General features: G+C 72.5%; 19 protein-coding genes. 2 read left to right on the forward strand and 17 right to left on the reverse strand.

Annotated features, from left to right (window positions below):
* Nucleotides 1–155: 155 nt before the first annotated feature.
* From AB0O82_RS17540 to AB0O82_RS17550, 3 genes are all read right to left on the reverse strand, one after another.
* Nucleotides 156–833 carry a hypothetical protein gene (locus AB0O82_RS17540; RefSeq protein WP_363584532.1) on the reverse strand — a complete coding sequence of 226 codons (678 nt, stop codon included), beginning with the start codon at nt 831–833 and terminating at the stop codon, nt 156–158.
* Nucleotides 834–932: 99 nt separating this feature from the next.
* A complete protein-coding gene (locus AB0O82_RS17545) occupies nt 933–1,631 on the reverse strand; it encodes a ribonuclease HII (protein WP_363584534.1) in 699 nt (232 codons plus the stop codon).
* A gap of 125 nt (nt 1,632–1,756) precedes the next feature.
* Complete coding sequence (locus AB0O82_RS17550) at nt 1,757–2,308, reverse strand: TetR/AcrR family transcriptional regulator (RefSeq protein WP_363584536.1); 552 nt, start codon at nt 2,306–2,308, stop codon at nt 1,757–1,759.
* Between the two features lie 372 nt (nt 2,309–2,680).
* Between AB0O82_RS17550 and AB0O82_RS17555 the strand changes: the two genes are divergently transcribed.
* The gene (locus AB0O82_RS17555) at nt 2,681–4,222 is read left to right on the forward strand and encodes an MFS transporter (protein WP_363584627.1); all 1,542 of its coding nucleotides are present in this window, start codon (nt 2,681–2,683) and stop codon (nt 4,220–4,222) included.
* A 142-nt stretch (nt 4,223–4,364) separates the two neighbouring features.
* Here the strand turns inward: AB0O82_RS17555 and AB0O82_RS17560 are convergent, their stop codons facing one another.
* From AB0O82_RS17560 to nrdR, 9 genes are all read right to left on the reverse strand, one after another.
* Nucleotides 4,365–5,882 (reverse strand): DUF4173 domain-containing protein, encoded by a 1,518-nt coding sequence (locus tag AB0O82_RS17560; protein WP_363584538.1) that lies wholly within the window; start codon nt 5,880–5,882, stop codon nt 4,365–4,367.
* 290 nt (nt 5,883–6,172) lie between these two features.
* On the reverse strand, nt 6,173–7,120 hold the full coding sequence (locus tag AB0O82_RS17565) for a carbohydrate ABC transporter permease (RefSeq protein WP_363584540.1): 948 nt from the start codon (nt 7,118–7,120) through the stop codon (nt 6,173–6,175).
* Nucleotides 7,117–8,139, reverse strand: coding sequence for a sugar ABC transporter permease (locus AB0O82_RS17570; RefSeq protein ID WP_363584542.1), 1,023 nt, complete (start codon nt 8,137–8,139; stop codon nt 7,117–7,119). Before AB0O82_RS17570 ends, AB0O82_RS17565 begins: the two co-directional genes overlap by 4 nt.
* A gap of 209 nt (nt 8,140–8,348) precedes the next feature.
* Entirely contained in the window at nt 8,349–9,752 is a 1,404-nt protein-coding gene (locus AB0O82_RS17575) for an ABC transporter substrate-binding protein (RefSeq protein WP_363584544.1), read from the reverse strand.
* A 419-nt stretch (nt 9,753–10,171) separates the two neighbouring features.
* Nucleotides 10,172–10,735 (reverse strand): Clp protease N-terminal domain-containing protein, encoded by a 564-nt coding sequence (locus tag AB0O82_RS17580; RefSeq protein ID WP_363584546.1) that lies wholly within the window; start codon nt 10,733–10,735, stop codon nt 10,172–10,174.
* Nucleotides 10,736–10,738: 3 nt separating this feature from the next.
* Nucleotides 10,739–10,975: an RNA polymerase subunit sigma-70 gene (locus tag AB0O82_RS17585; protein ID WP_363584548.1), complete on the reverse strand. Its 237-nt coding sequence runs from the start codon at nt 10,973–10,975 to the stop codon at nt 10,739–10,741.
* 48 nt (nt 10,976–11,023) lie between these two features.
* On the reverse strand, nt 11,024–11,773 hold the full coding sequence (locus AB0O82_RS17590; protein ID WP_363584549.1) for an NAD(P)H-binding protein: 750 nt from the start codon (nt 11,771–11,773) through the stop codon (nt 11,024–11,026).
* 188 nt (nt 11,774–11,961) lie between these two features.
* The gene (locus tag AB0O82_RS17595; RefSeq protein WP_363584551.1) at nt 11,962–14,847 is read right to left on the reverse strand and encodes a vitamin B12-dependent ribonucleotide reductase; all 2,886 of its coding nucleotides are present in this window, start codon (nt 14,845–14,847) and stop codon (nt 11,962–11,964) included.
* Nucleotides 14,848–15,050: 203 nt separating this feature from the next.
* Complete coding sequence (nrdR, locus tag AB0O82_RS17600) at nt 15,051–15,548, reverse strand: transcriptional regulator NrdR (RefSeq protein WP_063349343.1); 498 nt, start codon at nt 15,546–15,548, stop codon at nt 15,051–15,053.
* 356 nt (nt 15,549–15,904) lie between these two features.
* Between nrdR and lexA the strand changes: the two genes are divergently transcribed.
* Complete coding sequence (gene lexA, locus AB0O82_RS17605; RefSeq protein ID WP_363584553.1) at nt 15,905–16,786, forward strand: transcriptional repressor LexA; 882 nt, start codon at nt 15,905–15,907, stop codon at nt 16,784–16,786.
* Between the two features lie 124 nt (nt 16,787–16,910).
* Here lexA and AB0O82_RS17610 read toward each other — a convergent pair whose 3' ends face one another.
* The 5 genes from AB0O82_RS17610 to AB0O82_RS17630 are packed head-to-tail and all read right to left on the reverse strand — an operon-like array spanning nt 16,911 to nt 24,692.
* Entirely contained in the window at nt 16,911–19,052 is a 2,142-nt protein-coding gene (locus tag AB0O82_RS17610; protein ID WP_363584555.1) for an ATP-dependent DNA helicase, read from the reverse strand.
* A gap of 12 nt (nt 19,053–19,064) precedes the next feature.
* On the reverse strand, nt 19,065–20,858 hold the full coding sequence (locus AB0O82_RS17615) for an IucA/IucC family siderophore biosynthesis protein (protein ID WP_363584629.1): 1,794 nt from the start codon (nt 20,856–20,858) through the stop codon (nt 19,065–19,067).
* Nucleotides 20,859–20,865: 7 nt separating this feature from the next.
* Nucleotides 20,866–22,320, reverse strand: coding sequence for a SidA/IucD/PvdA family monooxygenase (locus AB0O82_RS17620; RefSeq protein ID WP_363584557.1), 1,455 nt, complete (start codon nt 22,318–22,320; stop codon nt 20,866–20,868).
* Between the two features lie 9 nt (nt 22,321–22,329).
* On the reverse strand, nt 22,330–22,899 hold the full coding sequence (locus tag AB0O82_RS17625) for a GNAT family N-acetyltransferase (protein WP_363584558.1): 570 nt from the start codon (nt 22,897–22,899) through the stop codon (nt 22,330–22,332).
* A complete protein-coding gene (locus tag AB0O82_RS17630) occupies nt 22,896–24,692 on the reverse strand; it encodes an IucA/IucC family protein (RefSeq protein WP_363584559.1) in 1,797 nt (598 codons plus the stop codon). The genes AB0O82_RS17625 and AB0O82_RS17630 overlap by 4 nt, the downstream gene beginning before the upstream one ends.
* Nucleotides 24,693–24,864 lie beyond the last annotated feature (172 nt).

The following is a 24,864-nucleotide window of genomic DNA, read 5'->3' on the forward strand; positions in this document are numbered from 1 at the left end:
CACCAGGACCAGGCACGGGCGCGAGACCAGGCACGGGCGCGAGACCAGCCACGGGTCGGCCCGCGCCCCGGACCGTACGCCCTCGCCGCCACCGGGGCACGACGGACCCGGGCCCGGCACCGTACGGCGCCGGGCCCGGGGTGGCTCCGTCGTGGTCAGGCGCCGATCGAACGGCCGGGCGCGGTTCCGGCCGCCCCGGTGGCGACCGGGCCGGCGTCACCGCAGACCACGAGCAGCGCGGTCGTGTGGCCGAGCGCCTTGGCGTGGGCCTCGGCGGCCCGGACGGCCGTCCCGCCGTTGACCACCAGGACGACCACCTCCCGGTGCACCGGGCGGGTCAGCGCGACGTCCGCGTAGAACACGTCCCCGCCCTCGGCGAGCTGCGCCCAGTAGCGCTCCTCACCGAAGGAGAGTTCGTGCTGCTGCCACGGGTGCGCCTCGCCGACCGTCAGCACCAGGATGTCGCCCGGGTCGCGGCCGGCGTCCAGCAGTCGGTCGACCGCGGCGTCCGCGCGTTCCAGCGCCCGCGCCGGGGTGGCGGCGACGCGCTGGATCTCGACCTGCGGTTCGGCGCCGCCCGAACGGCGCTGCGCCGGCGAGGGCTTGGGGATCAGTCGTGGCGAACCGGAACGGTCGGCGCGCGGGGGTGCCGGGCGCGGCGGTGCCGGACGGGGGCCGGGCACCGGAACGGCGGCGACGGTGGTGGGTGCGGTGGAAGAAGCGCCGCCGTTGGCAGGCGCGCGGAGGGCTTGTGCGTCCGACTCGCGGGGGAAGGGAACGCCGGGGCCCGGGAGGCTCTCGTGAATCTCCGACTCCTCGGGGAAGACAGGCATACCCGGATATCTATCAAATGCCGCTCGAACACGCACGCGCACCCCACCCATTGGGCACCGCACACCCACCGCCCCACCCAGGCAATTCCAGACGGACCGTCAGAAACCGAGCGTCAACTGTTCGTCGGCGGAGCCTTCGACCGCACCCGCGACGTCCCGGACGCGCTTCAGGTGCCGCCACTTCGGCAGCGCGTCCAGGTATGCCCAGGAGAGCCGGTGATGCCCGGTGGGGCCGAACTCCTCCAGCGCGGCGCGGTGCACCGGGGACGGGTAGCCGGCGTTGTCCGCGAAGCCGTATTCCGGGCATTCCTCGCCGAGTTCGGCCATCAGCCCGTCGCGGTGGACCTTGGCGAGCACCGAGGCGGCGGAGACGCAGATGCAGGACTGGTCCCCCTTGATCACCGTACGCACCCGCCAGGGGCCGCCCAGGTAGTCGTGCTTGCCGTCCAGGATCACCGCGTCGGGCTCGACCGGCAGCGCCTCCAGCGCGCGGACGGCGGCCAGCCGCAGCGCCGCCGTCATGCCGAGTTCGTCGCACTCCTGCGGCGAGGCATGGCCGAGCGCGTAGGCGGTGACCCAGTCGGCGAGGACCGGGGCGAGCGCGCGGCGGCGCAGTTCGGTGAGCAGCTTGGAGTCGGTCAGCCCCTCCGGGGCCTTGCGCAGGCCGGTGACGGCCGCGCCCACGGTGACCGGGCCGGCCCAGGCGCCGCGCCCGACCTCGTCCAGGCCGACGACGATCTTGGCGCCGGCCCGGCGGAGCGAGCGCTCGACGGAGTGCGTCGGCGGGACGATGGGCATCGCGAGTTCCGTTCGGCGGAGGGGCAGCCCGTTCAGCTGGGCAGCATCCAGCCTAAGCCCCGCCGCTCAGCCGCCCGGGCCGGCTGCCGACAGCCCCGCCCGCGGAGCCGCAGCAGCGGCCGCACTCAGGCGCGGATCAGCGGGTACAGCACCTCGTCCAGCAGCCGGGCCCCGAAGTCCGGCCCCGTGTTCTCCCGGCCGCAGATCTTCACCTGGTAGAGCAGCATCGCCGGGACGACGTCCGCGACCAGCGCGGTGGCCGCGCCGGGCCGGACGTCGCCGCGGTCGGCGCCGCGGCGCAGGATCGCCAGGATGGTCTCCTTGGTCGGCTCGATCACCCGCTGGCCGATGAAGTCCTTGAACACCTCGGCCCGTTCATGGTCGATCTCGCCCATCAGCGTCTGGATCGCGGCGCCCGTCGGGGAGTTCATCGCGCCCATGAACACCTCGATGAGCTGCCGCAATTCGAGATCCGCGGACCCGAGGTCGGGGGTGTCGTAGGGGCGTGGGAGAGTGGCGTCCAGGGCGTCGATGACCAGTTCGTCCTTGGACGCCCAGCGCCGGTAGAGCGCGGCCTTCCCGGTCCGCGCCGCGCCGGCGACGCCTTCCATCGTCAGCCGCGCGTATCCGCCGGAGGTGAGCTGGTCGATCGTGGCCTCGAAGATCGCGTTCTCCAACTCCTTCCCCCGGCGCCGCACCGGCCGCGTGAGGGCCTCGCGGGCGACCCGCATCGGGCAGTGAGCCGCCGGCTCGGGCATCGCCCCCGGTCGCGCCGCGGGTGACGGGGGCGCGTCCGCCGCCGCAAGCGGTCGGGCGCCCGCCCGACCGGTCGCCCGGTCCGCCGTCAGACGCCGCACCAACCGATCCATCGCCACCATCCTTAGGGAACGCTTGCGTTCACAATCAGGCCCAGGATATCGTCCACATTAGTGAACGATCCCGTTCCTTCCTAGCCCGCGCCAGACCGTGGGCTCACGCCGGACCAGTCGGTCCGCAGCGTACGAAGCACGCAGCCAGGCACATAGCCAGCAGGGGGCACAATCGTGGCTATCTCCGACACGATCAGCAAGAACTCACCACCACAGAGCAGTCGGGGCCGGGGCAAGGGCATCACCCTGACCGTCATCGCGGCCACGCAGTTGATGGTGGTGCTCGACGCCACCATCGTGAACATCGCGTTGCCGCAGATCAGGGACGCACTGAACTTCTCGACCACCAACCTGTCGTGGGTCATCAACGCCTACACGCTGACCTTCGGCGGGCTGCTGCTGCTCGGCGGCCGCGCGGGCGACATCCTCGGCCGCCGCCGGGTGTTCATCTTCGGGACCCTGCTGTTCGGCTTCGCCTCCCTGCTGGGCGGCTTCGCCCAGGACGGCGGGATGCTGCTGGCCGCCCGCGCGCTCCAGGGCATCGGCGGCGCGATCTGCTCACCGACGGCATTCGCCCTGATCGCCACCAACTTCGAGGAAGGGCCGGAACGCAACAAGGCGTTCGGCGTCTTCTCGGCGGTGGCCGGATCCGGTGCCGCGATCGGCCTGCTGGCCGGCGGTCTGCTCACCGAGTACCTGGACTGGCGCTGGGTCTTCTTCGTCAACGTGCCGATCGCGGCGCTGATCGCGCTCGCCGCACCGCGCTACATCGCCGAGTCCGAGCGCCACGCGGGCCGCTTCGACCTGCCGGGCGCACTCACCTCGACGCTCGGCCTGGTCGGCCTGGTCTACGGGTTCATCCGGGCCGCCTCGGACGGCTGGTCGGACAGCATCACGCTCGGTTCCTTCGCGGGCGGTGTGCTGCTGCTCGCCGCGTTCGTCGTGATCGAGAACCGCACCGACCAGCCGATCACCCCGCTGCACCTGCTCGCCAACCGCAACCGCACCGGCGGCCTGGTGATGATGCTCTGCCTGGCCGCGGCCATGTTCGGCATCTTCTTCTACATCACGCTCTTCGTGCAGGGCCCGCTCGGCTACAGCCCGCTGAAGGCCGGCGTGTCCTTCCTCCCGATCAGCGTGTCGATCATCATCGCCGCGCAGCTCGCCTCCAGCCTCCAGGCCAAGTACGGCCCGAAGCCGTTCATGGCGGGCGGCGCCCTGCTGGTCACCGTCGGCCTCACCTGGCTGACCCAGATGAGCAAGGACAGCGGCTACCTGGACGGGGTGCTCGGCCCCACGGTCATCTTCGGCTTCGGCATGGGCCTGATCTTCGTCCCGGTGATGCTGCTCGCGGTCGCGGGCGTCCCCGGCCAGGAGACCGGTGCCGCATCCGGCCTGCTGAACTCCATGCAGCAGATCGGCGGTTCGCTCGGCCTGTCGATCCTGACCACGGTCTTCGCGCACTACGCCACCGCCGAGGGCAAGCTCCAGCAGCCGAAGTTCCTCCAGTCGGCCACTCCGGACCAGCTGGCCTACCTCCAGCAGCACCACGAGTTCCCGAAGGGCACCGACGCCGCCAACTCGGTCCTCACCCAGGGGATTTCGCACGGCTTCATCGTGGGCGCCGTACTCGCCGGGCTGGCGCTGGTGGTCTCGGTCTTCGTGATCAAGGCCAAGGCCAGCGACCTGCCGAGCGGGGCCTCCGGCGTCGCGATGCACTGAGCCCGACCAGGGCGCACCGCACCACACCGGGCCGACCAGGAGCAGCACGCTCCCGGCCGGCCCGGCCGCGTTTCCCGGCCGCGTTTCCCTGCCGCACACCAGCCCCGCCCCAAACGCACGCCCCCCGAGACAGGCGCAGGCGTCAGGGCCAGAGGTCCTGGTACCTCATCCCGGCCCGCTCGCAGGAGGTGCGCCCCTCCTCCAGCTGGTCCACCAGCGGCCGTTGCGCCAGGATCTCCCGGGCCCGGGCGGCGGAGGCGCTGGTCGCGTACCAGGGCTGTCCGGGGTGGTTCTCCAGCCCGGCGCGGATCAACTGCAACGCGCAGGTCCGCTGGGCGGCGGGGAGCCGGTCCAGGGCGGGGGCGGCGTCCGGCGAGAGGTCGCGGACGTTGCGCAGGTCGATCCGGGAGGTCCGCTCGAAGCGGGCGACGTTCTGCTCGGCGATGATCGCGTCCGGGCCCATCAGCCCGTACACCGCCGCCGTGAGCATGCCGCTGAGGACGACGACGCGGGGCAGCCAGCCCGCCGAGCGGGTCAGCCCGGCGGTGATCAGCAGCAGCAGGACGGCGCCGAGCCAGCCCTCGACCACCAGCACCCAGAGCCGCAGCCTGGTCAGTCCGGAGGCGTCGACGTAGAACCACATCCGGCCGAGCGCCGAGGCGACCACGACCAGGGCGAGCACGCAGAGCGCGCCGAGCAGGATCCGCGCCACCCGGCGGTCGGCGGGCGTGCTGCGCGGGGCCCAGCGCTTGGCGACCGCCACCACGACCAGGGTGAGCGCGGTGATCACGCTCAGCTGCCAGAAGCCCTGCCGGGCGTACTCGGAGCGGCTCATCCCGGTGTTGCGCAGGACGGCGTCGGCGCCACCGAGCACCACCAGGGCCTGGATCACCGCGAAGGCGCCGAACATCAGGTTGAGCGCGACCAGCGGCAGCGCCCACTCCAGCCGGCGGCGGGCCCGGCCCGGCCGGACGACCGTACGGTCCCAGCGGCGGGGCCCGGCCGCGATGTGGGCGAAGCCCAGGGCGGTGAACGCCCCCAGTGCGAACAGCACCGCGCGCAGCGGGAGCCCGCCGAGGTCGAGGCTGGGGCTGAGGCTGCCCAGCAGGTCCGCCATGGCGGCGTCCGCACCGGCGAACAGCAGGCCGAAGACGGTCAGCAGGACGGCGGCGACCGCGAGCGCCTTGAGCACCGGGACGATCCGGCCCCGGTGGGGCAGGCTCCGGCCGCGCAGCCCGTCCCTCAGCCAGAGCGCGCCGGGCGGCAGCTGCCAGAGGACGGCGGGCAGGGGGAGCAGGACGCCCGCCCAGCGGCGGCCGCCGTGCAGCGCGAGCGAGGCCAGGCCGAGCGCGCACCCGATGGACAGCGTCACCGGCCAGCCCGCCTCCCAGAGCGCCGGGACGGCGAGCAGGGCGACGGCGAGCAGGCTCCACACCACCGTCCAGGGCCGGATCCGGCGGCCCGCCGACCGGGCGGCGAGACCGGCCGCGGCAGCGGTGGCCCCGGCGCAGATCAGCAGGTTGACGCCCACCCCGTCGAACAGCAGCCAGGCCGTCAGCAGGCCGGTGAGCAGCGCCAGGAGGAGGACCCGGGGCGTGGCGGCCGCCCTGCGCTCGGGGTCGCTCGGACGCAGCCACCCGTGGTGCGGCGGCACGGTCACGCCGGACCCCCAATGGGGGCCGGGCGGCGTCGCGGGTCCGGGCTCGGGTGGCAGGTCGGCCGGGGCGGGCGTGGACGGGCCGGACATGAGTCCCCCTCGGTGGTCGGCGGGCATGCGGAAGCCGCCCTTGGGGCAGTCCGCCGTCGGGCGCGCTCGGCGCCGCGGCTGCAGCCGACTGTAGACCATTCTGAACAGGTTCAAAACTCAGTTCTGAACAAGTTCAGAACTCTTGGCCCGCCTTCCCGCCACCGCTCCCGCAGCCCTCCCGCGGCCCCTCCGCCACCCCTCCGTTACCCCTTCACCGACCCCGCCAGCAAGCCCCGGACGAAGTACCGCTGCAAGCTGAAGAAGACGATCAGCGGGACGATGATCGACAGGAACGCCCCGGCCGTCAGCAGCTCCCACCGCCCGCCGAAGGACCCGGACAGCTGCGCCAGCCGGACCGTCATCGGCGCCACCTCCGGCGTGCCGCCCGCGAAGGTCAGCGCGACCAGCAGGTCGTTCCAGACCCACAGGAACTGGAAGATCGCGAACGAGGCCAGCGCCGGGGTGCACAGCGGCAGCACGATCGAACGGAAGATCTTGAAGTGCGAGGCCCCGTCCACCACCGCCGCCTCCATCAGGTCCCGCGGCAGCTGGGCGATGAAGTTGTGCAGCAGGAACACCGCCAGCGGCAGCGCGAACATGGTGTGCGCCAGCCACACCGGCGCGTAGCTGCCCTTCAGGTCCACCGCCGGGATCAACGTCAGCGAACCCAGGTGCGCGCCGCCGGAGAAGAGCCGCAGCAGCGGGATCAGCGCCATCTGGATCGGCACCACCTGGAGCGCGAACACCCCGAAGAACACCGTGTCGCTCCCCCGGAACCGCACCCAGGCCAGCCCGTACGCCGCCATCGCCGCCAGCACCAGCGGGAACAGGGTGGCCGGGACGCTGATCGCCAGCGAGTTCACCAGGAACGGCATCAGCCCGGTGGAGACGCCGGAGCCGCCCTCGAACAGCACCGTGTGGTAGTTGCCCAGGCCCAGGTCCGGGTGGAGGAAGGCGTTCCACCAGCCGTTCGCCGTCACGTCCTGCTTGGGGCGCAGCGAGGTCACCATCAGGCCCACCGTCGGGATCGTCCACAGGACGGTCACCGCGATCACGAAGACCGAGGCCAGCGGGCTGCTGAAGGCCTTCCGGACCGGGCTGCCGTGCGGCGCGCTCATCGCGCGGGCCGGCCTGTCGTGCGGTGCGCTCATCGGACCCCACGCTCCTTCCGCAGCTGGACGATGTTGTAGGCCACCAACGGCAGCACGGCGAGGAAGAGGATCACCGCGAGGGCACTGCCCCGCCCGGTGTCGAACTGCACGAAGGACTGCGAGTACATCTCGTTGGCCAGCACCTGGGTGCCGAAGTTGCCGCCGGTCATGGTGCGGACGATGTCGAAGGCCTTCAGCGTGATGATCATGATGGTGGTCAGCACCACCACCACCGTGGTGCGGATCATCGGCACCGTGACGTACCAGAACAGCCGCACCCCCTGCGCGCCGTCCAGCCGGGCCGCCTCGGTGACCTCGTCGGGGATCGCCTTGATCGCCGCCGACAGCACCACCAGCGCGAAGCCCGTCTGCACCCAGACCATCACCGCCATCAGCAGGAAGGTGTTCAGCGGCTGCGAGAGCATCCAGTTCGGCGGGTCGTCCCAGCCCACCGCGATGGCGAGTTGGCTCAGCAGGCCGATCTGCGACTGGCCCGGTCCGCGCGACTCGTAGACGAACTTGAAGATGATCGAGGCGCCGACCAGCGAGATCGCCATCGGCATGAAGATCAGCGACTTGTACACCGCCTGGCCGCGCATCCGGTCCACCAGCAGCGCCAGCACCAGGCCCAGGCCGGTCGCCGCCAACGGCGCGACCACCAGCCAGAGCAGCGTGTTGACCAGCACCTTCTGCACCGAGTCGGTGGTGAACGCCCAGCCGAAGTTCTCGCCGCCGACGAACCCGCTGCCGTCGGCGTTCTGCAGGCTCAGATAGACCGTGCGGATCAGCGGCACGACCAGGCCCACCAGCAGCAGCACCGCGGCCGGGCCGAGGAACACCACCACCGACAGCGGGCGGGAGAGTCGGCCCCGGGCCCGGCCCGCGGCGAAGAAGACCAGCAGCAGGATGCCGAGGAAGCCCGCGACGGCGCCGAGGCTGTTGCCGAACTTGACCGCCGCGTCGCCCCAGGAGCCGGCGGCGAGGGCGGTGACCGGTGAAGGGGTTCCGGGTACGGACATGACGGTGCGTCCCTCCTGTTCTGGTGGGAAGGGGCGGGCGGTGCGGGTGGGTGGCCCCGCACCGCCCTCGACAGGTGGTCCTGAACGGCGCCCGGCCGGGCCCGGCACGAGTCCGGCCGGGCGCCCACTGCAGCCAGGCGCCCACTGCGGCCGAGTACCCACCACGGCCAGGCGCCCACTGGGGGCGTGCGCCTCGTACGGGCGGGCGGCTACTGCGGCCAGGCGGCGTCGATGTCGGCGGCGGTCTTCTGGATCGACTGCCCCTCGGCGAACCAGGCGGTCAGCGACTTCCACTCCTGCCCGGAACCGATGGCGGCCGGCATCAGGTCGGAGCCGTCGAAGCGGAAGGTCGCCGCCGGGTCGGTCAGCGCGTCCGCCGACAGCCGGTCGATCGGGTCGGTGTACAGGCTCTTGTCCACGCCCTGGTTGGCCGAGACCCAGCCCGTCGCGGTCTTCACCCGGCTGCTCGCCCAGTCCGAGCTGGACAGGTAGTTCTGCACCGCCTGCACCTCGGGCCGGCCGGAGAAGGCGGCCAGGAACTCGCCGCCGCCCTCGACCGGGTTGGGGATCGCCGGGTTCACCGCAGGCAGGTGGAAGGCGAACACGTCGCCGTCCGGGCCGACCTTGGTGCCCTTGGGCCACTGCGCCTCGTAGAACGACGCCTGCTGGAGCATGGCGCACTTGCCGGTGAGAACCGGCGCGCCCGCGTCCTGGAAGGTGGTGGTGGCGATCGACTTGACGTCGCCGTAACCGCCGTTGACCCAGGCCGGGTTCTGCATCCAGCCGACGACGGTCTTCATCGCCGTGGTGATCTTCTCGTCGGAGAACTTCACCTGGTGGCCGACCCACTGGTCGTACACGTCACCGCCGTACGTGCCGAGCACCACCTCCTCCAGCCAGTCGGTGGCCGGCCAGCCGGTGGCCGTGCCCGAGGCGATGCCGCCGCACCAGGGCTTGGCGCCACCGGACTTGGCGATCCGGTCGCTGAGCGCCATCAGGTCCGCCCAGGTCTTCGGCACCTCGTAGCCGCCCGCCTTGAAGGCCTTCGGCGAGTACCAGACCAGCGACTTCATGTTGGCGCTCATCGGCGCCGCGTAGAAGGTGCCGTTGACCGAGCCGTAGGTCTTCCAGATCGGACTCCACCGGTCCTCGTTGGTGACCGTCTGGGCGGGTGGCTTGACCACCTTGCCGCTCTTCACCATCTGCGCCAGCAGGCCCGGCTGCGGGATGATCGCGAAGTCCGGGGCGTTGCCGCCGGCCACCCGGACCGGCAGCTGGGACTCGAAGTCGTTCGAGCCCTCGTAACTGATCTTGATGCCGGTGCACTTGGCGAACTCGGCCCAGGACTTCTCCAGGTTGTCCGACTCCGGACTGAGGATCGAGGCGAACATCGTCACCGTGGTGCCCGAATGCCCGGCGTACGGCTGGTACTTGGCACAGTCGCCGGACAGCGACGGGACCGCCGCGTCACCCCCGCCGCCCGAACCGCCGGAGCTGTTGGAACAGGCCGCGGTCAGGGCCAGCGCCGCGAGCAGGGCGGGTACGACGGCCAAGCGGCGGCCGGAACCGCGATGACCGGAACTCCTGGACGGCGCGGTCGGGTTGAGGGTCAATGCGGTCCTCCTCGCCAGGGCGTGCTGCCGACGGTGGGCTGAACAACATCGCGCTGTACCGGAGACGGGCGTGCAGAGATCGCGAGCGGGCGACGGACGAACCGATCCGATGACGTTAACGCAGCCGCCAGCCGCCGCCAAGGTCCACGTCGACCTTCATCCGTCGACACCCCGACCGAGAGCTCCGCCCCCGCTCGACAGCACGACGGCCCCGCCCGGAAACCCGGACGGGGCCAAGCACCTTGACCGACTGTCAGTACGGCCGGACCGGCAGCACCTCGATCGCCGTAGTGGCGATCACCTCGGCGGCCTCCTGAGCCGGGAAGGGGTAGCCGTGCTCGCCGTACGGGTAGCTCAGGCGCGCCCGGTCGCCCCCGGCCGGGCGGCCGTCCGGCCCGCGCGCCGCCGAACCCGCCGGTTCACGCCAGCACCCCCTCGACAGCCCGCCGGACGGCCTGAGGATCCAGTCCGTGATCGACGATCACCCGGGCGCCGAAGCCGTCCCCCTCCCGGAGGACCCCCAGCAGCAGGTGCCCGACCGCGATCTGACCGGACTTGAGCCGCAGCGATTCGCGCAGCGACAGCTCCAGCGCCTTCTTCGCCCGGGCACTGAACGGACTCCGGCCCGCCCTCGAATCCAACCTGAACCAGCCCCGCCGCTTCGGCTCCTCCTCGGCCGGCGCGTCCAGCGCGCCCTCACCGAAGGCCGATTCGACCGCGGCCCGAACGGCGTCCAGGTCCACTCCGATCGAGGCCAGCGCCTGCGTGTCGTCCCCCGGCCCGAGCAGCCGGACCACTGCCCGCCGGGCGGCCCCGTGGTCCAGCCCCAGCCCGATCAGGACGCCGGCGGCCGGGTCGTCCGGCCGGGCCAGGATCGCCAGCAGCAGGTGCTCCGTCCCGATGCGGTCGTGCCGCAGCTCCCCGGCCTCCTGCTGGGCCGCAGCCACCACCTGCCGCGCCGGGTCGGTGAAACGCTCGAACATCGTTCAGCCTCCGTCCTGGTCCTTGCCGGGCCCGCGCCGGGCGTACTTCTTGTGCACCGCCTGCCTGGTGACCCCGAGGCAAACCGCGATGTCCTGCCAGGACCAGCCCCGCGACCGGGCGTTGCCCACCTGCAGGCCTTCCAGGCGGTCCGCCAGGTCGCGCAGCGCGCGGACCGCCCGGAGCCCGACCGCGGGGTCACGGCTGCTCGCCGCGGCCGCGAGTTCTCCGCTCTCACTCATGGCGTCAACTGTGGTTGACAGTTGCGGCGATGTCAACCCTGGTTGACATCAGTGGTCGCCGAACCGCTCCGCCAGCACCTCCTCGAAGGTCCCCCGGCCCACCTTCCGCTCCGGGGTGAGGTTCCCACCCGCCCGCAGCGCCCGCCCCGAGGCCCCCGGCACCCGCACCGGCAGCAGCACCCGACGCCGACCCGACGCCCGCAGGTAGGCCTCGGCCAGCTCCCGGTACGGCCGCACCCGCGGCCCGCCCACCTCCGGCGCGTACCCGGCCGGCCCCTCCCCCACCAGCTCCGCCACCCGCGCGGCCACCTCCCGCGCGTCCACCGGCTGGACCCACGCCCCACCCGGCACCGGGAACACCGGCAGCCGCGCCGACACGTCGAAGATCCTCAGCAGCAGGTCGTGGAACTGCGTCGCCCGCAGCACCGTCCACCCCAGCCCCGACTCCCGCACCACCCGCTCACAGGCGAGCTTCGCCCGGTAGTACGGGATCGGCACCCGGTCGACCCCGACGATCGACACGTACAGCAGGTGCCGCACCCCCGCCCTCCCGGCCTCCGCCACCAGCGTCCGGACCGCGGCCACGTCCTTCCGCCCCACCGTGGTCGCGCAGTCCACCACCACCTCGACCCCTGCCACCGCCCCGGCGACCCCCTCCCCGGTCACCAGGTCCCCGACCACCCACTCGACCCCCGCGCCCCCGCTCCGCACCCGCCGGCTCAACCCCCGCACCGCCACCCCGCGCGCGACCAGCAGCCGCACCACCTCCCGCCCCAGAACCCCCGTCGCCCCAGTCACCAGCACCGTCCCCATCACCACACCACTCCTCCCGCCGAACGCCGTCACCCCTACCGACCGCCCACCGCCCCCATCCGTGACATCGGCGTCCGCGAAGTGCCCGGACAAACGAGAAGAGGCGGGGCGAGGACGTGAAGTCCTCGCCCCGCCTCAGCGGTGGCTCACCCGCGCGGGGTCAGTACCGGCGGTCAGCTGCAGCCGCTGGTGGAGCCGCAGCCCTCGCAGAGGTAGCAGCTGCCGGCGCGGCGCATCTTGGTTCCGCAGGAGAAGCAGAGCGGGGCGTCGGCGTTGAGGCCGAGCTGGATCTCGATCAGCTCCGTGGAGTTGTGGGCCTGCGCCGGGGAGGCCTTGGGGGCCTTGGGCGCCTCGACGGCGGGGGCCGGGGTGGCGACCACCGGCGCCGACTGGGCGAGCGACTCGGTGTCGAGCTCCTCGGCCTCCAGCGGCTCGTAGGAGCCCGTGTCCAGGTGGCGCTGGCGCTCCTCGACGGAGTGGATGCCGAGCGCCGAACGGGTCTCGAACGGCAGGAAGTCGAGCGCCAGGCGACGGAAGATGTAGTCGACGATCGACTGCGCCATCCGCACGTCCGGGTCGTCGGTCAGACCGGCCGGCTCGAAGCGCATGTTGGTGAACTTCGAGACGTAGGTCTCCAGCGGCACGCCGTACTGCAGGCCGACCGAGACGGCGATGGAGAAGGCGTCCATCATGCCCGCGAGGGTCGAGCCCTGCTTGGACATCTTGAGGAAGACCTCGCCGAGGCCGTCGTCCGGGTAGGAGTTGGCGGTCATGTAGCCCTCGGCGCCACCGACCGTGAAGGAGGTGGTGATGCCCGGGCGGCCCTTGGGCAGGCGCTTGCGGACCGGGCGGTACTCGACGACCTTCTCGACCGCGGCGGCCGGGGCGGCCACCTCGAGCTTGGGCTCGGAGTCCTTCTTCTTCGCCGAGAGCGGCTGGCCGACCTTGCAGTTGTCGCGGTAGATGGCGAGCGCCTTGACGCCCATCTTCCACGCCTCGAAGTAGATCTCCTCGATCTCCTCGACGGTGGCGGACTCGGGCATGTTCACGGTCTTGGAGATCGCGCCGGAGATCCACGGCTGGATCGCGGCCATCATCCGGACGTGGCCCATGGCCGAGATGACCCGCTCGCCCATCGCGCAGTCGAAGACCTCGTAGTGCTCGGCCTTGAGGCCCGGGGCGTCCACCACGTTGCCGTGCTCGGCGATGTGGGCGACGACCGCCTCGATCTGCTCGTCCTGGTAGCCGAGGCGCTTGAGGGCGCGCGGCACGGTGCCGTTGACGATCTGCATCGAGCCGCCGCCGACGAGCTTCTTGAACTTGACGAGCGCCAGGTCCGGCTCGACGCCGGTGGTGTCGCAGTCCATCATCAGGCCGATGGTGCCGGTGGGGGCGAGCACCGAGGCCTGGGCGTTGCGGAAACCGTTCTGCGCACCGATCCGCAGGACGTCCTGCCAGGTGTCGTTGGCCACGGCCCAGACCGGGGCGTCCAGGTCGTCGAGCGAGACGGCGGCGAGCGAGGCGTCCGCGTGCTGCTTCATGACCAGCTGGTGCGGGGCGGCGTTGCGGGCGTAGCCGTCGTACGGGCCGACGACGCCGGCGAGTTCGGCGCCGCGGCGGTAGGCGGTGCCGGTCATCAGCGAGGTGATGGCGCCGGCCAGGGCGCGGCCGCCCTCGCTGTCGTAGGCGTGGCCGGTGGCCATCAGCAGGGCGCCGAGGTTGGCGTAACCGACGCCGAGCTGGCGGTAGGCGCGGGTGGTCTCGCCGATCTTCTCGGTGGGGAAGTCGGCGAAGCAGATGGAGATGTCCATCGCGGTGATGACCAGCTCGACGACCTTGGCGAAGGTCTCCGCGTCGAAGGAGTCGTCATCGCGCAGGAACTTCATCAGGTTCAGCGAGGCGAGGTTGCAGCTGGAGTTGTCCAGGTGCATGTACTCGGAGCAGGGGTTGGACGCGTTGATGCGGCCGGACTCCGGGCAGGTGTGCCAGTGGTTGATGGTGGAGTCGTACTGGATTCCGGGGTCGGCGCAGGCCCAGGCGGCCTCGGCCATCTTGCGGAACAGCTTCTTGGCGTCGACGGTCTCGATGACCTCGCCGGTCATCCGGGCGCGCAGGCCGAATTCGGTGCCGTTCTCGACGGCGGTCATGAATTCGTCGGAGACGCGGACGGAGTTGTTGGCGTTCTGGTACTGGACGGAGGTGATGTCGTCGCCACCGAGGTCCATGTCGAAGCCGGCGTCGCGCAGGGCGCGGATCTTCTCCTCCTCCTTCACCTTGGTCTCGATGAAGGCCTCGACGTCGGGGTGGTCGACGTCGAGCACGACCATCTTCGCCGCGCGGCGGGTGGCGCCGCCGGACTTGATGGTGCCGGCGGAGGCGTCGGCGCCGCGCATGAAGGAGACCGGGCCGGAGGCGTTGCCGCCGGAGGACAGCAGTTCCTTCGAGGAGCGGATGCGGGAGAGGTTGAGGCCGGCGCCGGAGCCGCCCTTGAAGATCATGCCCTCTTCCTTGTACCAGTCGAGGATCGACTCCATGGAGTCGTCGACGGACAGGATGAAGCAGGCGCTGACCTGCTGGGGCTGCTTGGTGCCGACGTTGAACCAGACCGGCGAGTTGAAGCTGAACACCTGGTGGAGGAGGGCGTGCGTCAGCTCGTGCTCGAAGATCTCGGCGTCGTCCTTGGTGGCGAAGTAGCCGTGCTTCTCGCCGGCGGCGCGGTAGGTGAGCACCACGCGGTCGATGATCTGCTTGAGGCTCCACTCGCGCTGGGGAGTGCCGACGGCGCCGCGGAAGTACTTGGACGTGACGATGTTGACGGCGTTGACCGACCAGAAGTCGGGGAACTCGACGCCGCGCTGCTCGAAGTTGATGGACCCGTCGCGCCAGTTGGTCATGACGACGTCGCGGCGCTCCCAGCGCACCTCGTCGTACGGGTGCACGCCAGGAGTGGTGTAGATGCGCCCGATCCGCAGACCGCCCTTGGGCGCCTTGCCGCCGCCCTTGGCCGTGGTCTTGTCGGACTTCGACCCGCGTGCGGAACCGCTCGTGGTGTCTGTCACTTCTTCCTCCTCCTGGGCAAACGCCCGAGGTGCCCCGAAAAGTCCGGGCACCGCTGGTTCGTTCTTCCGGTGTGCGGGCAGGCGGAGACCTCGCCTGCTTGCGCACGGTTTGTTGTGTTCTGTGCCCTTTTTTCGGGCATGCGTGGGCCCCGTGGGACCCGTGGTGCAGCAAGGCCCGCCAGGGGGCCGGGTGCCGGCGCCTCCTAGGGCGCGGCGGCGGCGACGGGCACGCAGGTGCCGTCCGCCTCGGGGACGGGCCGTTCGGCGCGGAGTTCCGCGATGGCGGCCTCGAAGTCTTCCAGTCCGTCGTACGCCTGGTACACGCTGGCGAAGCGCAGGAAGGCGACCACGTCGAGCTCCTTGAGCGGGCCGAGTATGGCCAGCCCGACGTCGTGGGTGGTCAGCTCGGCGTTGCCGGTGGCGCGCACGCACTCCTCGACCCGCTGGCCGAGCTGGGCGAGGGCGTCCTCGGTGACCGGGCGGCCCTGACAGGCCTTGCGGACGCCGGTGATGACCTTCTCCCGGGAGAAGGGTTCGGTGACCCCGCTGCGCTTGATGACCATCAGCGCGGCCGTCTCCACGGTGGTGAAGCGGCGGCCGCAGTCCGGGCACTGCCGACGACGGCGGATCGAGCTGCCGTCCTCATTGGTCCGGCTGTCGACAACACGGCTGTCGGAGTGCCGGCAGAAGGGGCAGTGCACCTGAGGATCCCTCCCTGGCAGGACGTGCGGACCTGTTGAGTCTATGCGATGCGACCCCGGCCTCGGCAAGCTGATCATGCGCCGCAACCACTAGTACTGGGCACGGAGAGGACTGTAGCCACTAGATGTAGGTCTCCGGGGGAAGCGCCACCCCTGGCGTGTCGGCACCGATTAGACTGCCGAAGTCGAGATCCGCTCGAACATTTACTCGATGCACAACCTCGATGTACAGCAAAGCCTTGATCGAGTCAGCCAACTCTCGAATAATTCACTCGAACGTGTGTTTGGCGCAACCTTTCGATAGGAGGGGCGTTGGGCTGGAAAAGGGGAGAGGACAGCCGTCGAGAGGGGCCGCCGTGAACACCATCGAAAGCAACACCATCCCGGTGCAGGAACACTCCCAGTTCAAGGTGGGGCAGCGCACCACGAATCAGCAGAGCGTGGACATCAGCATGGACCGTAGCGAAGACCAGCGCCTCTCCGGCCCGGCCCTTTCCAGCACGGGCCGCGTTCCCGACCAGCCGATCGAACACTCCCCCGCGCTCGATGACGCCCACCAGGCGCCCACCCGCGCGCTGCCCGGCCGCCCCCCCGGCATCCGCACCGACGAGGCCGGTCTCACCGAGCGCCAGCGCCGCGTGATCGAGGTCATCCGGGACTCCGTCCAGCGCCGCGGCTACCCGCCGTCCATGCGCGAGATCGGCCAGGCCGTCGGCCTGTCCAGCACCTCCTCGGTCGCCCACCAGCTGATGGCCCTGGAGCGCAAGGGCTTCCTGCGCCGCGACCCGCACCGCCCGCGCGCCTACGAGGTCCGCGGCGTCGAGGTGGCCCGCCCGAACACCGCCGAGACGGCCGGCCGGCCGTCCACCTCGTACGTGCCGCTGGTCGGCCGGATCGCCGCCGGCGGCCCGATCCTGGCCGAGCAGACGGTCGAGGACGTCTTCCCGCTGCCCCGCCAGCTGGTCGGCGAGGGCGAGCTGTTCGCGCTCACCGTGCGCGGCGACTCGATGATCGAGGCGGCCATCTGCGACGGCGACTGGGTCACCGTGCGCCGGCAGCCGGTCGCCGAGAACGGCGACATCGTGGCCGCGATGATCGACGGCGAGGCCACGGTCAAGCGGCTCAAGCGCGAGGACGGCCGGATCTGGCTGATGCCGCACAACCCGGCGTACGAGCCGATCAACGGCGACAACGCCACCATCCTGGGCAAGGTCGTCGCGGTCCTGCGCCGCCTCTGACGCCTCGCACGCACCCAGCGGGAAGGGGCTCCACCGCGCGGTCGCGGGGAGCCTCTCCGGGGGCTTCCGGGCCCCGCCTCGGCCCCGGGGGCGGGCTGGACGGAACCCCGGATCACCGCACCGCTCAGCCCCGCTTCACCACCGGCTTGACCGGCGGCGCCGAGGCGTCGATCGCCGCCAGCGAGCGGCGCACCTGGTTGCGGTCCGTGGTGTACCAGAACTCCGGCATCGAGGAGCGGAAGAAGCTCCCGTACCGCTTGGTCTCCACCCGCGGGTCGAGCACCGCGACCACGCCCCGGTCCTCGGCCGCGCGCACCAGCCGGCCGGCGCCCTGCGCCATCAGCAGCGCCGCGTGCGTCGCCGCGACCGCCATGAAGCCGTTCCCGCCACGCTGTTCGACGTCCTTCTGGCGGGCGCTCATCAGCGGGTCGTCCGGCCGGGGGAACGGGATGCGGTCCATCACGACCAGCTGGCAGGCCGAGCCGGGCACGTCCACGCCCTGCCAGAGCGAGAGCGTGCCGAACAGGCAGGTGGACGCGTCGGAGGCGAAGTCCCGGATCAACTCGCCCAGGGTGTCCTCCCCCTGGAGCAGGATCCGGTTGTCCAGCCGCTCCCGCAGCGCCTCTGCGGCCGTCTGGGCGCCGCGCATCGAGGAGAACAGGCCCAGCGTGCGCCCGCCGGCCGCGCCGATCAGCTCCGCCAACTCGTCCAGCATGTCCGGCCGTTCGGGATCGCGGCCGGGATCTGCGAGGTGCCGGGCGACGTACAGGATGCCCTGCTTGGGGTACTTGAACGGCGAGCCGACGTCGATGCCGCGCCAGTGCGGCACCGCGTCCTCGCCGAACCCGGAACCGGCCGAAGGATTGTCCCCGGGGGTGCGCTGGTCCGGCAGCCGGGAGTCCGAGGGCAGGCCGACGGAGGCGGCGACGCCGTTGAAGTCCCCGCCGAGCTTGAGGGTGGCCGAGGTGAGCACCACCGAGCGCTCCTTGTAGAGGCCCTCGCGCAGCAGCCCGGAGACGCTGAGCGGCGCGACCCGCAGCGAGCCGGTGCCCATGCCGAAGCGGTCGCTGCGCTCGATCCAGACCACGTCGTACTCGGAGTCCTCCAGCAGCCGCTCGGCGGTCTCGTGCAGCGACTCGGCGGAGGCCATCGCCTGCTTGCGGACGGCGTCCTCGTCGCTGAGCCCCTTGTCGCGGGTCTCGCCGAGCGAGCTGATCACCTGGCGGGCGGCGTCCCGGATCGAGGTGACCGCGTACGCCAGGTACTCGGGCAGTTCCTCGACCCGGCCGGGCTGGGCGGTCTCCATCAGGCCGTGGTAGTTCTCGGCGGCGGCCTGCAAGGCGTCCACGGCCTTCTCGTTGGCGAGCCGGGCGGCGCGCTTGACCGCCCGGTTGACCGCGCCGACGGTCAGTTCGGCGGTGGCCGCGCCGGTGACCCGGTTGACCAGCTCGTGCGCCTCGTCGACGATCAGCAGCCCGTGCTCGGGCAGCACCGGCGCGCCCTCGATCGCGTCGATCGCGAGCATCGCGTGGTTGGTGACCACGACGTCGGCCAGCTTGGCCCGCTCCCGGGCCTTCTCGGCGAAGCACTCCTGCCCGTACGCGCAGCGGGTGGCGCCCAGGCACTCCTTGGAGGTGACCGCCAGCTGGGCCCAGGCCTTGTCGGAGACGCCGGGGCTGAGGTCGTCCCGGTCCCCGGTGTCGGTCTCGTCGGCCCACTCGCGCAGCCGCAGCACGTCCTGCCCGAGCTTGCTGGCGGGCCCGCCGAGCGCCTCGGCCGCGTCGAACAGGCCCTCGCCCTCGTCGCTCGGGGTGCCCTCGTTGGCCCGGTGCAGGCACAGGTAGTTGGAGCGGCCCTTGAGCATCGCGAACAGCGGGCGGCGGCGCAGCACCGGGTGCAGCGCCTCGACCGTGCGCGGCAAGTCCCGTTCGACGAGCTGGCGTTGCAGCGCCAGGGTGGCGGTGGCGACCACCACGCGGTCCCCGTGGGCGAGCGCGGGCACCAGGTAGGCGAGGGACTTCCCGGTGCCGGTGCCGGCCTGGACGAGCAGGTGCTCGGCGTTGTCGACGGCGTCGGCGACGGCCTCGGCCATCCGGACCTGACCGGGGCGCTCGACGCCGCCGACGGCCGCCACCGCGGCGTGCAGCAGGTCGGGGATGCGGGAGCGCGGGACGGCGACGGCTTCCTCGACGTCGGCGGCGGCGCCGCCGTCCTCGCCAGGGAGCTCGGTCTCGCCGGGGAGCTGGGTTTCGGAGTCGTTCGTCATGACCCTCCCAGCCTACGGGGCGGGGGTGACAATCCGGCTCCGTCGCCCGGGAAGATCCGCCTCCAGGGTCACCAGGGCGTTGGGGACGGTCCCGTACCGGGCGGCGTGCGGGCGGTGCGGGCGGTCCTGGTAGCCGTCGAGCAGCAGCCGGTTGCGGTTGAGGCAGAGCCGGTCGATCCGCGGCCGGAACAGGTCGAACAGCTCGAAGCGCTCGCCCAGGCCGGGGAAGCGGTCCTGGTAGCGGCGGATCTCGGCCCGCAGCAGGGCCCAGAACTCGGCCTCGGGCAGCCCGGTCTGCGCCTCCAGCAGCGGGGCGAGGTAGCGCAGGACGCCGATGAACAGCCCGGAGTGGAGGAACTGGCAGAGCCCCTGCGGGCCGTCCCGCAGCAGGACGTCGTCGACCTCGGCGGGCAGGTCGCGCAGTTCGGGCAGGTCCTGGTCGCTGAGGTTGACGTCGTCGACGAAGTCCTTGACCGCGAGCCGGGTCGGCGCGTCGTGCTCGTCGAAGACGACGATGGCGTTCTCGCCGTGCGGGGAGAAGACCAGCCCGTACCGGTAGAGGAAGTGCAGCAGCGGCGGCAGCACCGCGCCGAACAGCCGGCCGGTCCAGGCGGCGGGGGTGAGCCCGGAGCGGGCGATCAGTTCGGCGGCGAGCGCCCGGCCGTCGGAGCCGGTCTGCAGCAGGGCGGCCAGGGTGCGGGCGCGTTCGCCGCCGTCCAGGAAGGGGCCGAGGGGTTCGCGCCAGATCGCGCCGAGGAGTTCCTTGTACTGGTAGGGCGCCTCGGGCAGCTCTCGGTAGAGCGGGTGGTCGACGGTGACGGAGGCGATCTCGCCGAGCAGGATCACCCGGCACTCGTCGCGCAGGTACGGGTCGGCGTCGCGCAGACCGTGGATCCAGGCGGTGACGGCGGGCGCGGCGAGGGTGCGTTCGGTGGGCAGGCCGCGCCAGACCAGGGTGTTGAGGACGGACAGCGGCAGTTTGACGGTGCAGCGCTCGGGGTGGGCGGTGTTGAAGAAGGAGCGGATGGACTGCTGGGGCAGCCGTGGGTCGCCGTCGGAGGGCAGCGGGACGATCTCGCCGGAGGCGATCCAGGGTGCGAACAGCGGGACGATCGTCTCGTCCCACTGCCAGGGGTGGACGGGCAGCAGCAGGTAGTCGTCGGCGGCCGGGCCGAGGGCGGCGCGCAGCGCGTCCGGGTCGTCGAGTTCGCGGGCGTACAGCTGCTCGGGCCGATCCAGGCCGGGCACGCCGCGGTACTCGGCGAGCCGGCGGTGGACGGCGATCCAGGGCAGCGGGCGCGGGGTGCGGGCCTCCGGGGCCCAGCGGGCGGCGTCGGTGGCGGAGAAGCCGATCCGGCCCTTGTTGGGGACGATCCAGGGGTGGCCGTCCTGGCGGCCCTCCAGGGCGGGGTGGTCGAGGTCGGCGAGTTCGGCGGCGGTGAGCGCGGTGGCGAGCTGGTGCGCGTCGGCGGTCAGGGTGGCGGTGAGTTCGCGGATCAGGTGGCCGGTGGTCTCGCCGCGCAGGCCGAGGGCGTGCCGGGCGTGCGGGAGGAAGCGCAGCGGGTCGAGGCCGTCCGGGTCTGAGCAGCGGACCGACTCCGGGTCGACCCGCCAGCTTCCGTATGCGCCGCGGCGGGCGGTGAAGCGGTACTCGGCCTCGGGCAGCCAGAGCAGGTACTCGCCGTCGGCGGCGGCGCGGACGGGCGTGAGCAGTTCCTCGTAGGCGAACTCGCCGAGCATCTTGGCCAGCAGGGCGCGCCCGGCCCGCCGCCAGTGCCCGGCGGTCAGGTGCGGGGGCAGGTACAACGGCGGTTCAGCGGCCGACGGTTGCGGCACGGGTCAGCTCCTGGGGACGGGGGACGGTGGGGGTGCTCTCGGTGGGGGTGCCCTCGGCGGCAGCGGCGACAGCGGCGGCAGCGGCGGCAGCGGCGGCGCCCGCGGCGGGGGCGGTCCCGGGCGGCGCGAAGCCGGTCCAGGCGGTGCGGGCGGGCAGCCGGTGGACGGTCCGACCGGTGACGGCGTTGAGGATCACGGCGGCCCGGTGGGCGCCGAGTCCCAGGTCGGGGGCGCCGACGCCGTGGGTGTGCAGTTCGGCGTTCTGGACGTAGAGGCCGCCGGTGAGTTCGGGCCGGGTGGCGACCCGGTGGTCGAGGTCGACCCGGTAGCGCCCGCCCCGGTCCCAGTCGATCAGCCGGGCGAGCGGTTCGAGCGCGGCCGGCCGGGCGGCCCGGTAGCCGGTGGCGAGCACCACGGCGTCGGTGCGCAGGACGTGTTCGGCGCCGGAGTCGCCGTGCCGGCAGTGCAGTTCGAGGCCGCCGCAGGGGCCGGGGCGGGCTTCGGTGACGGCGGTGCCGGGGGTGATGTCGACCGGGGCGGTGTCGATCGGGCGGCCGATGGTGCGTTCGTAGAGGTGGTCGTGGATCTCGGCGAGGGTTTCGGCGCTGGCGGCCTTGTGGAGTTGCCACTGGGCGGCGACCAGGGTGTCCCGGACGGGTTCGGGCAGGCTGTGGAAGTAGCGGGTGTAGTCGGGGGTGAAGTGCTCCAGGCCGAGCTTGGAGTACTCCATCGGCGCGAGCGCCCTGGTCCGGGTGAGCCAGCGCAGCCGGACGCCGTCGCCGTCGTGGCGGCGGAGCAGGTCGAGGAAGACCTCGGCGCCGGACTGCCCGCTGCCGACCACGGTGATGTCCCGGGCGCCGACGAGGTCGCCGCGGCGGTCCAGGTAGTCGGCGGAGTGGAAGGCGCGCGGGTGACCGTCGAGGGCGGTGAAGGCCTCGGGCAGGACGGGCCGGGTGCCGACGCCGAGGGCGAGGTTGCGGGCGTGCACCTCGGTCCGCCGCCCGGTCGCGGTGTCGGTCAGCTCGGCCCGGAAGTGCGGGGCTTCCCAGTGCAGGGCGGTGACCTCGGTGCCGAAGTGGCAGTTGGCGAGCCGTTCGGCGGCCCACCGGCAGTAGTGGTCGTACTCGCGGCGGGGCAGTTGGAAGCGCTCGGCGAAGTAGAACGGGAAGAGCCGGTCCTGGTCGCGCAGGTAGTTGAGGAAGGACCACGGGTTGGTCGGGTCGACGAGGGAGACCAGGTCGGCGAGGAACGGCACCTGCATCCGGGCCCCGTCCACCAGCATGCCGGGGTGCCAGCGGAACTCCGGGCGCTGGTCGCAGAAGAGCGTGCGCAGGCCGGGGACGGGCGCGGCGAGCGCGGCGAGCGAGAGGTTGAAGGGGCCGATGCCGACGCCGAGCAGGTCGTACGGCGGCTGGGGTGCTGGGGTGTCCACGGGGGTGTCCTAGGCGACGAAGGGGACGCGGGCACGGACCATCAGGGCGGCGCGCTTGTCGGGCAGGTCGAGTTCGGTGTCCAGCCGGAATCCGGCCCGTTCGAAGGCCCGGACGGAGCGCCGGTTGCGGACGTCCGGTTCGGCGACGACCCGTTCGCAGCGGGGCCGTTGCCGCAGGATCCGCTCGGCGAGGGCGGCCAGCAGGACGGCGCCGAGGCCCCGGCCGCGGCTCTCGGCGGGGCCGAGCAGGAGGTGGACGCCGGTGTCGTGCGGCCGGGCCGGGTAGTGCCGGGCGAGCGGGTCGAGGTCGGCGCGGTAGACCTCCCAGTAGCTCGTCGGGGCGCCGTCGAGCAGGCCGAGGCAGGGCACGCTGCGGCCGTCGCCGTCGAGTTGGGCCCGGAGGTGCCGTTCGGTGGCGTCGGGCGGCCCGGCGAGCTGCCAGAACGCGGCGATCTCGGGGTCGTTCATCCACCCGGCGAGCAGGTCCAGGTCGGCGGGCAGCCGGACCGGGCTGAGCCGGAACTCGCCGGCCGGGGTGGGGATCGCGCCCCATCCCGGCGGGTCGTCGAGCAGGCTCATGCGCCCGCCAGCGGGTTGGGGATGTCCACGTAGACGGACTGGGTGGCGACCGGGCCGACCAGTTCGTCCAGGCCGTTGATCCGGGTGAGCAGGTTGGCCTTGCACGGCAGGGTGGGCGCGTCGAGCAGCAGCCCGGGCAGCGCCGAGCCGGTGGCGGCGGCCCGCGGGCCGGCCAGGAAGCGGCGCAGCCCGGCCAGCAGCACGGTCTCGTCGGCGAGCCCCTGGCTGCCGAAGGCGCCGACCAGGCCGAGGACGTGGTTGATGCCGAGGTAGTAGGCGAAGTGGTGGTCGATCACCTCGTCGGGCAGGAAGGTGTCGCTGTGCTCGCCGAGCCCGGGCAGCCGCGCGGTGAGCCGGTCGGCGGCGCTCTCCCGGTAGTAGTAGCCCTGGTTGTCGCGGTAGCGGCCTCCGCTGGGCCAGCCGTCGGCGTCGAGCAGGACGAGGCTGTTCTGCTGGTGCGCCTCCAGGGCGATGCCGGCCGTGCCGTCCAGCCAGAGGACGGGCAGCACGACGGCGTCCAGGTAGCGCAGGAACCATTCGGCGGCGACGGTCCGCAGCGGACGGCCGCAGCGGACGGCGAGCGCCCGCAGGGTGTCGCCGAGCCGGGACGGCACGGTGTCGCCGGTGCCGAGCGGCTGTTCGGCGACCAGCCCGGCGACGCACAGCGCGCGGTCGGCGGGGGCGAAGGGCTGGGCGCGCAGCACGGTGTCCAGGCCGCCCGGGTCGCCGAGGGCGGGGTGGTCGACGCCGATCCAGGCCGGGTCGCGGACGATGTCGAAGCCGGGGTGGGCGCGGTGCCATTCGGCGGCCAGGCCGCTCTCCAGCAGCCGGTGCACCTCCAGGCCGCGGTGGAGTTCCTTGCGCAGGTTCTCCCGGCGGGAGTTGGTGATCCGCAGGCCGAGCGAGAGCTTGAACATCCAGGGGGTGCCGGGGCGGTAGACGGTGCGCACCGAGGAGGTGGGGTGCCAGGGTTCGCCGGCCGGGCCGAGGTCGTGCAGCAGCCCGTCGGCGAGCAGGGCGGCGACGGCCGGGCGGTGGGCGAGTTCGCGGGCCTGCCAGGGGTGCAGCGGCAGGGCGGCGGTGCCGGGCGGCAGGGCGGCATGGTCCCCGAGCAGGTCCGCGGTGATCCGGTCGGCGCTCTCGGTGAGGGCGGAGCCGGCGGCGAGCAGGTCGCGGTGGACCGCGTACCAGTGGAGTTGGAAGGAGCCGTGCAGTTCGGGCGAGTAGGCGGCGCTCTGGGCCGGGCCGAGGCCGTCGCGGCTCTTCGGGGTGGGGTGCAGCGGGTGGCCGAGCAGCAGGGACTGTTCGGCGGCGAGGAAGTGCGAGCGTTCCGGGCCGCCGGCGGGGGCGGCGGTGCGGCGGTGGGCGAGGATGTCGGCGGTGCGGACGACCGAGTCGGCGACCCGGGCGGCGAGGTCGGCGACCTGCCCGGGGTCGGGGCGGTCGGCGGCCGCGGCGGCGAGCAGCGCGGCGGTGGTGACGGCGTCCACGGGGGCGTCGGCGGTGCCCTCCCCGGCGGAGAGGACGGCGGGGCCGAACCGGTGCCAGCCGCCGGGCGACCAGTAGCGGACGGGGGCGGAGAGCCGGGCGGCGCCGCCGAGGACGGCGATCCGCAGCCGGCCGTCGGGGCCGGGGCGGGCGCCGGTCTCGCGCGTCCAGCAGCGCAGCAGGGCTTCCAGTGCGGCCTGTTCGGCGGCGACGGCGGGGTCCGGGTGCAGCAGCGGATCGGGCTCGGCCGGCCGGTCCGCGGGCAGCAGCGGGGCGGGCGGGGCTCCGGTGAGGGCGGTGCTCAAGGCTGCTCCTTGGGGCGCGTGGGGGTGCGGACGCACGGGTGGTGGAGAGGATCGGCGGGCGCTCGCACCGTCGCGTCAGGTAAGGGTTACCTATCCCTGACGGGTGATCACAAGGTTGACTCACTCGTCCGGGTGAAGATCGGGGATTGTCCGCGTCCGGCGCGCGGGGCCC

The organism is Kitasatospora sp. NPDC088264, from assembly GCF_040685715.1.
GTDB lineage: Bacteria > Actinomycetota > Actinomycetes > Streptomycetales > Streptomycetaceae > Kitasatospora.

What these genes read in the sequence shown, in the direction of transcription:
- AB0O82_RS17570 (WP_363584542.1), bottom strand. Translation starts at nt 8,139, where the DNA reads ATGTCCGTACCCGGAACCCCTTCACCGGTCACCGCCCTCGCCGCCGGC.
- AB0O82_RS17540 (WP_363584532.1), bottom strand. Translation starts at nt 833, where the DNA reads ATGCCTGTCTTCCCCGAGGAGTCGGAGATTCACGAGAGCCTCCCGGGC.
- AB0O82_RS17585 (WP_363584548.1), bottom strand. Translation starts at nt 10,975, where the DNA reads ATGAGTGAGAGCGGAGAACTCGCGGCCGCGGCGAGCAGCCGTGACCCC.
- AB0O82_RS17580 (WP_363584546.1), bottom strand. Translation starts at nt 10,735, where the DNA reads ATGTTCGAGCGTTTCACCGACCCGGCGCGGCAGGTGGTGGCTGCGGCC.
- AB0O82_RS17545 (WP_363584534.1), bottom strand. Translation starts at nt 1,631, where the DNA reads ATGCCCATCGTCCCGCCGACGCACTCCGTCGAGCGCTCGCTCCGCCGG.
- AB0O82_RS17610 (WP_363584555.1), bottom strand. Translation starts at nt 19,052, where the DNA reads ATGACGAACGACTCCGAAACCCAGCTCCCCGGCGAGACCGAGCTCCCT.
- AB0O82_RS17625 (WP_363584558.1), bottom strand. Translation starts at nt 22,899, where the DNA reads ATGAGCCTGCTCGACGACCCGCCGGGATGGGGCGCGATCCCCACCCCG.
- AB0O82_RS17565 (WP_363584540.1), bottom strand. Translation starts at nt 7,120, where the DNA reads ATGAGCGCACCGCACGACAGGCCGGCCCGCGCGATGAGCGCGCCGCAC.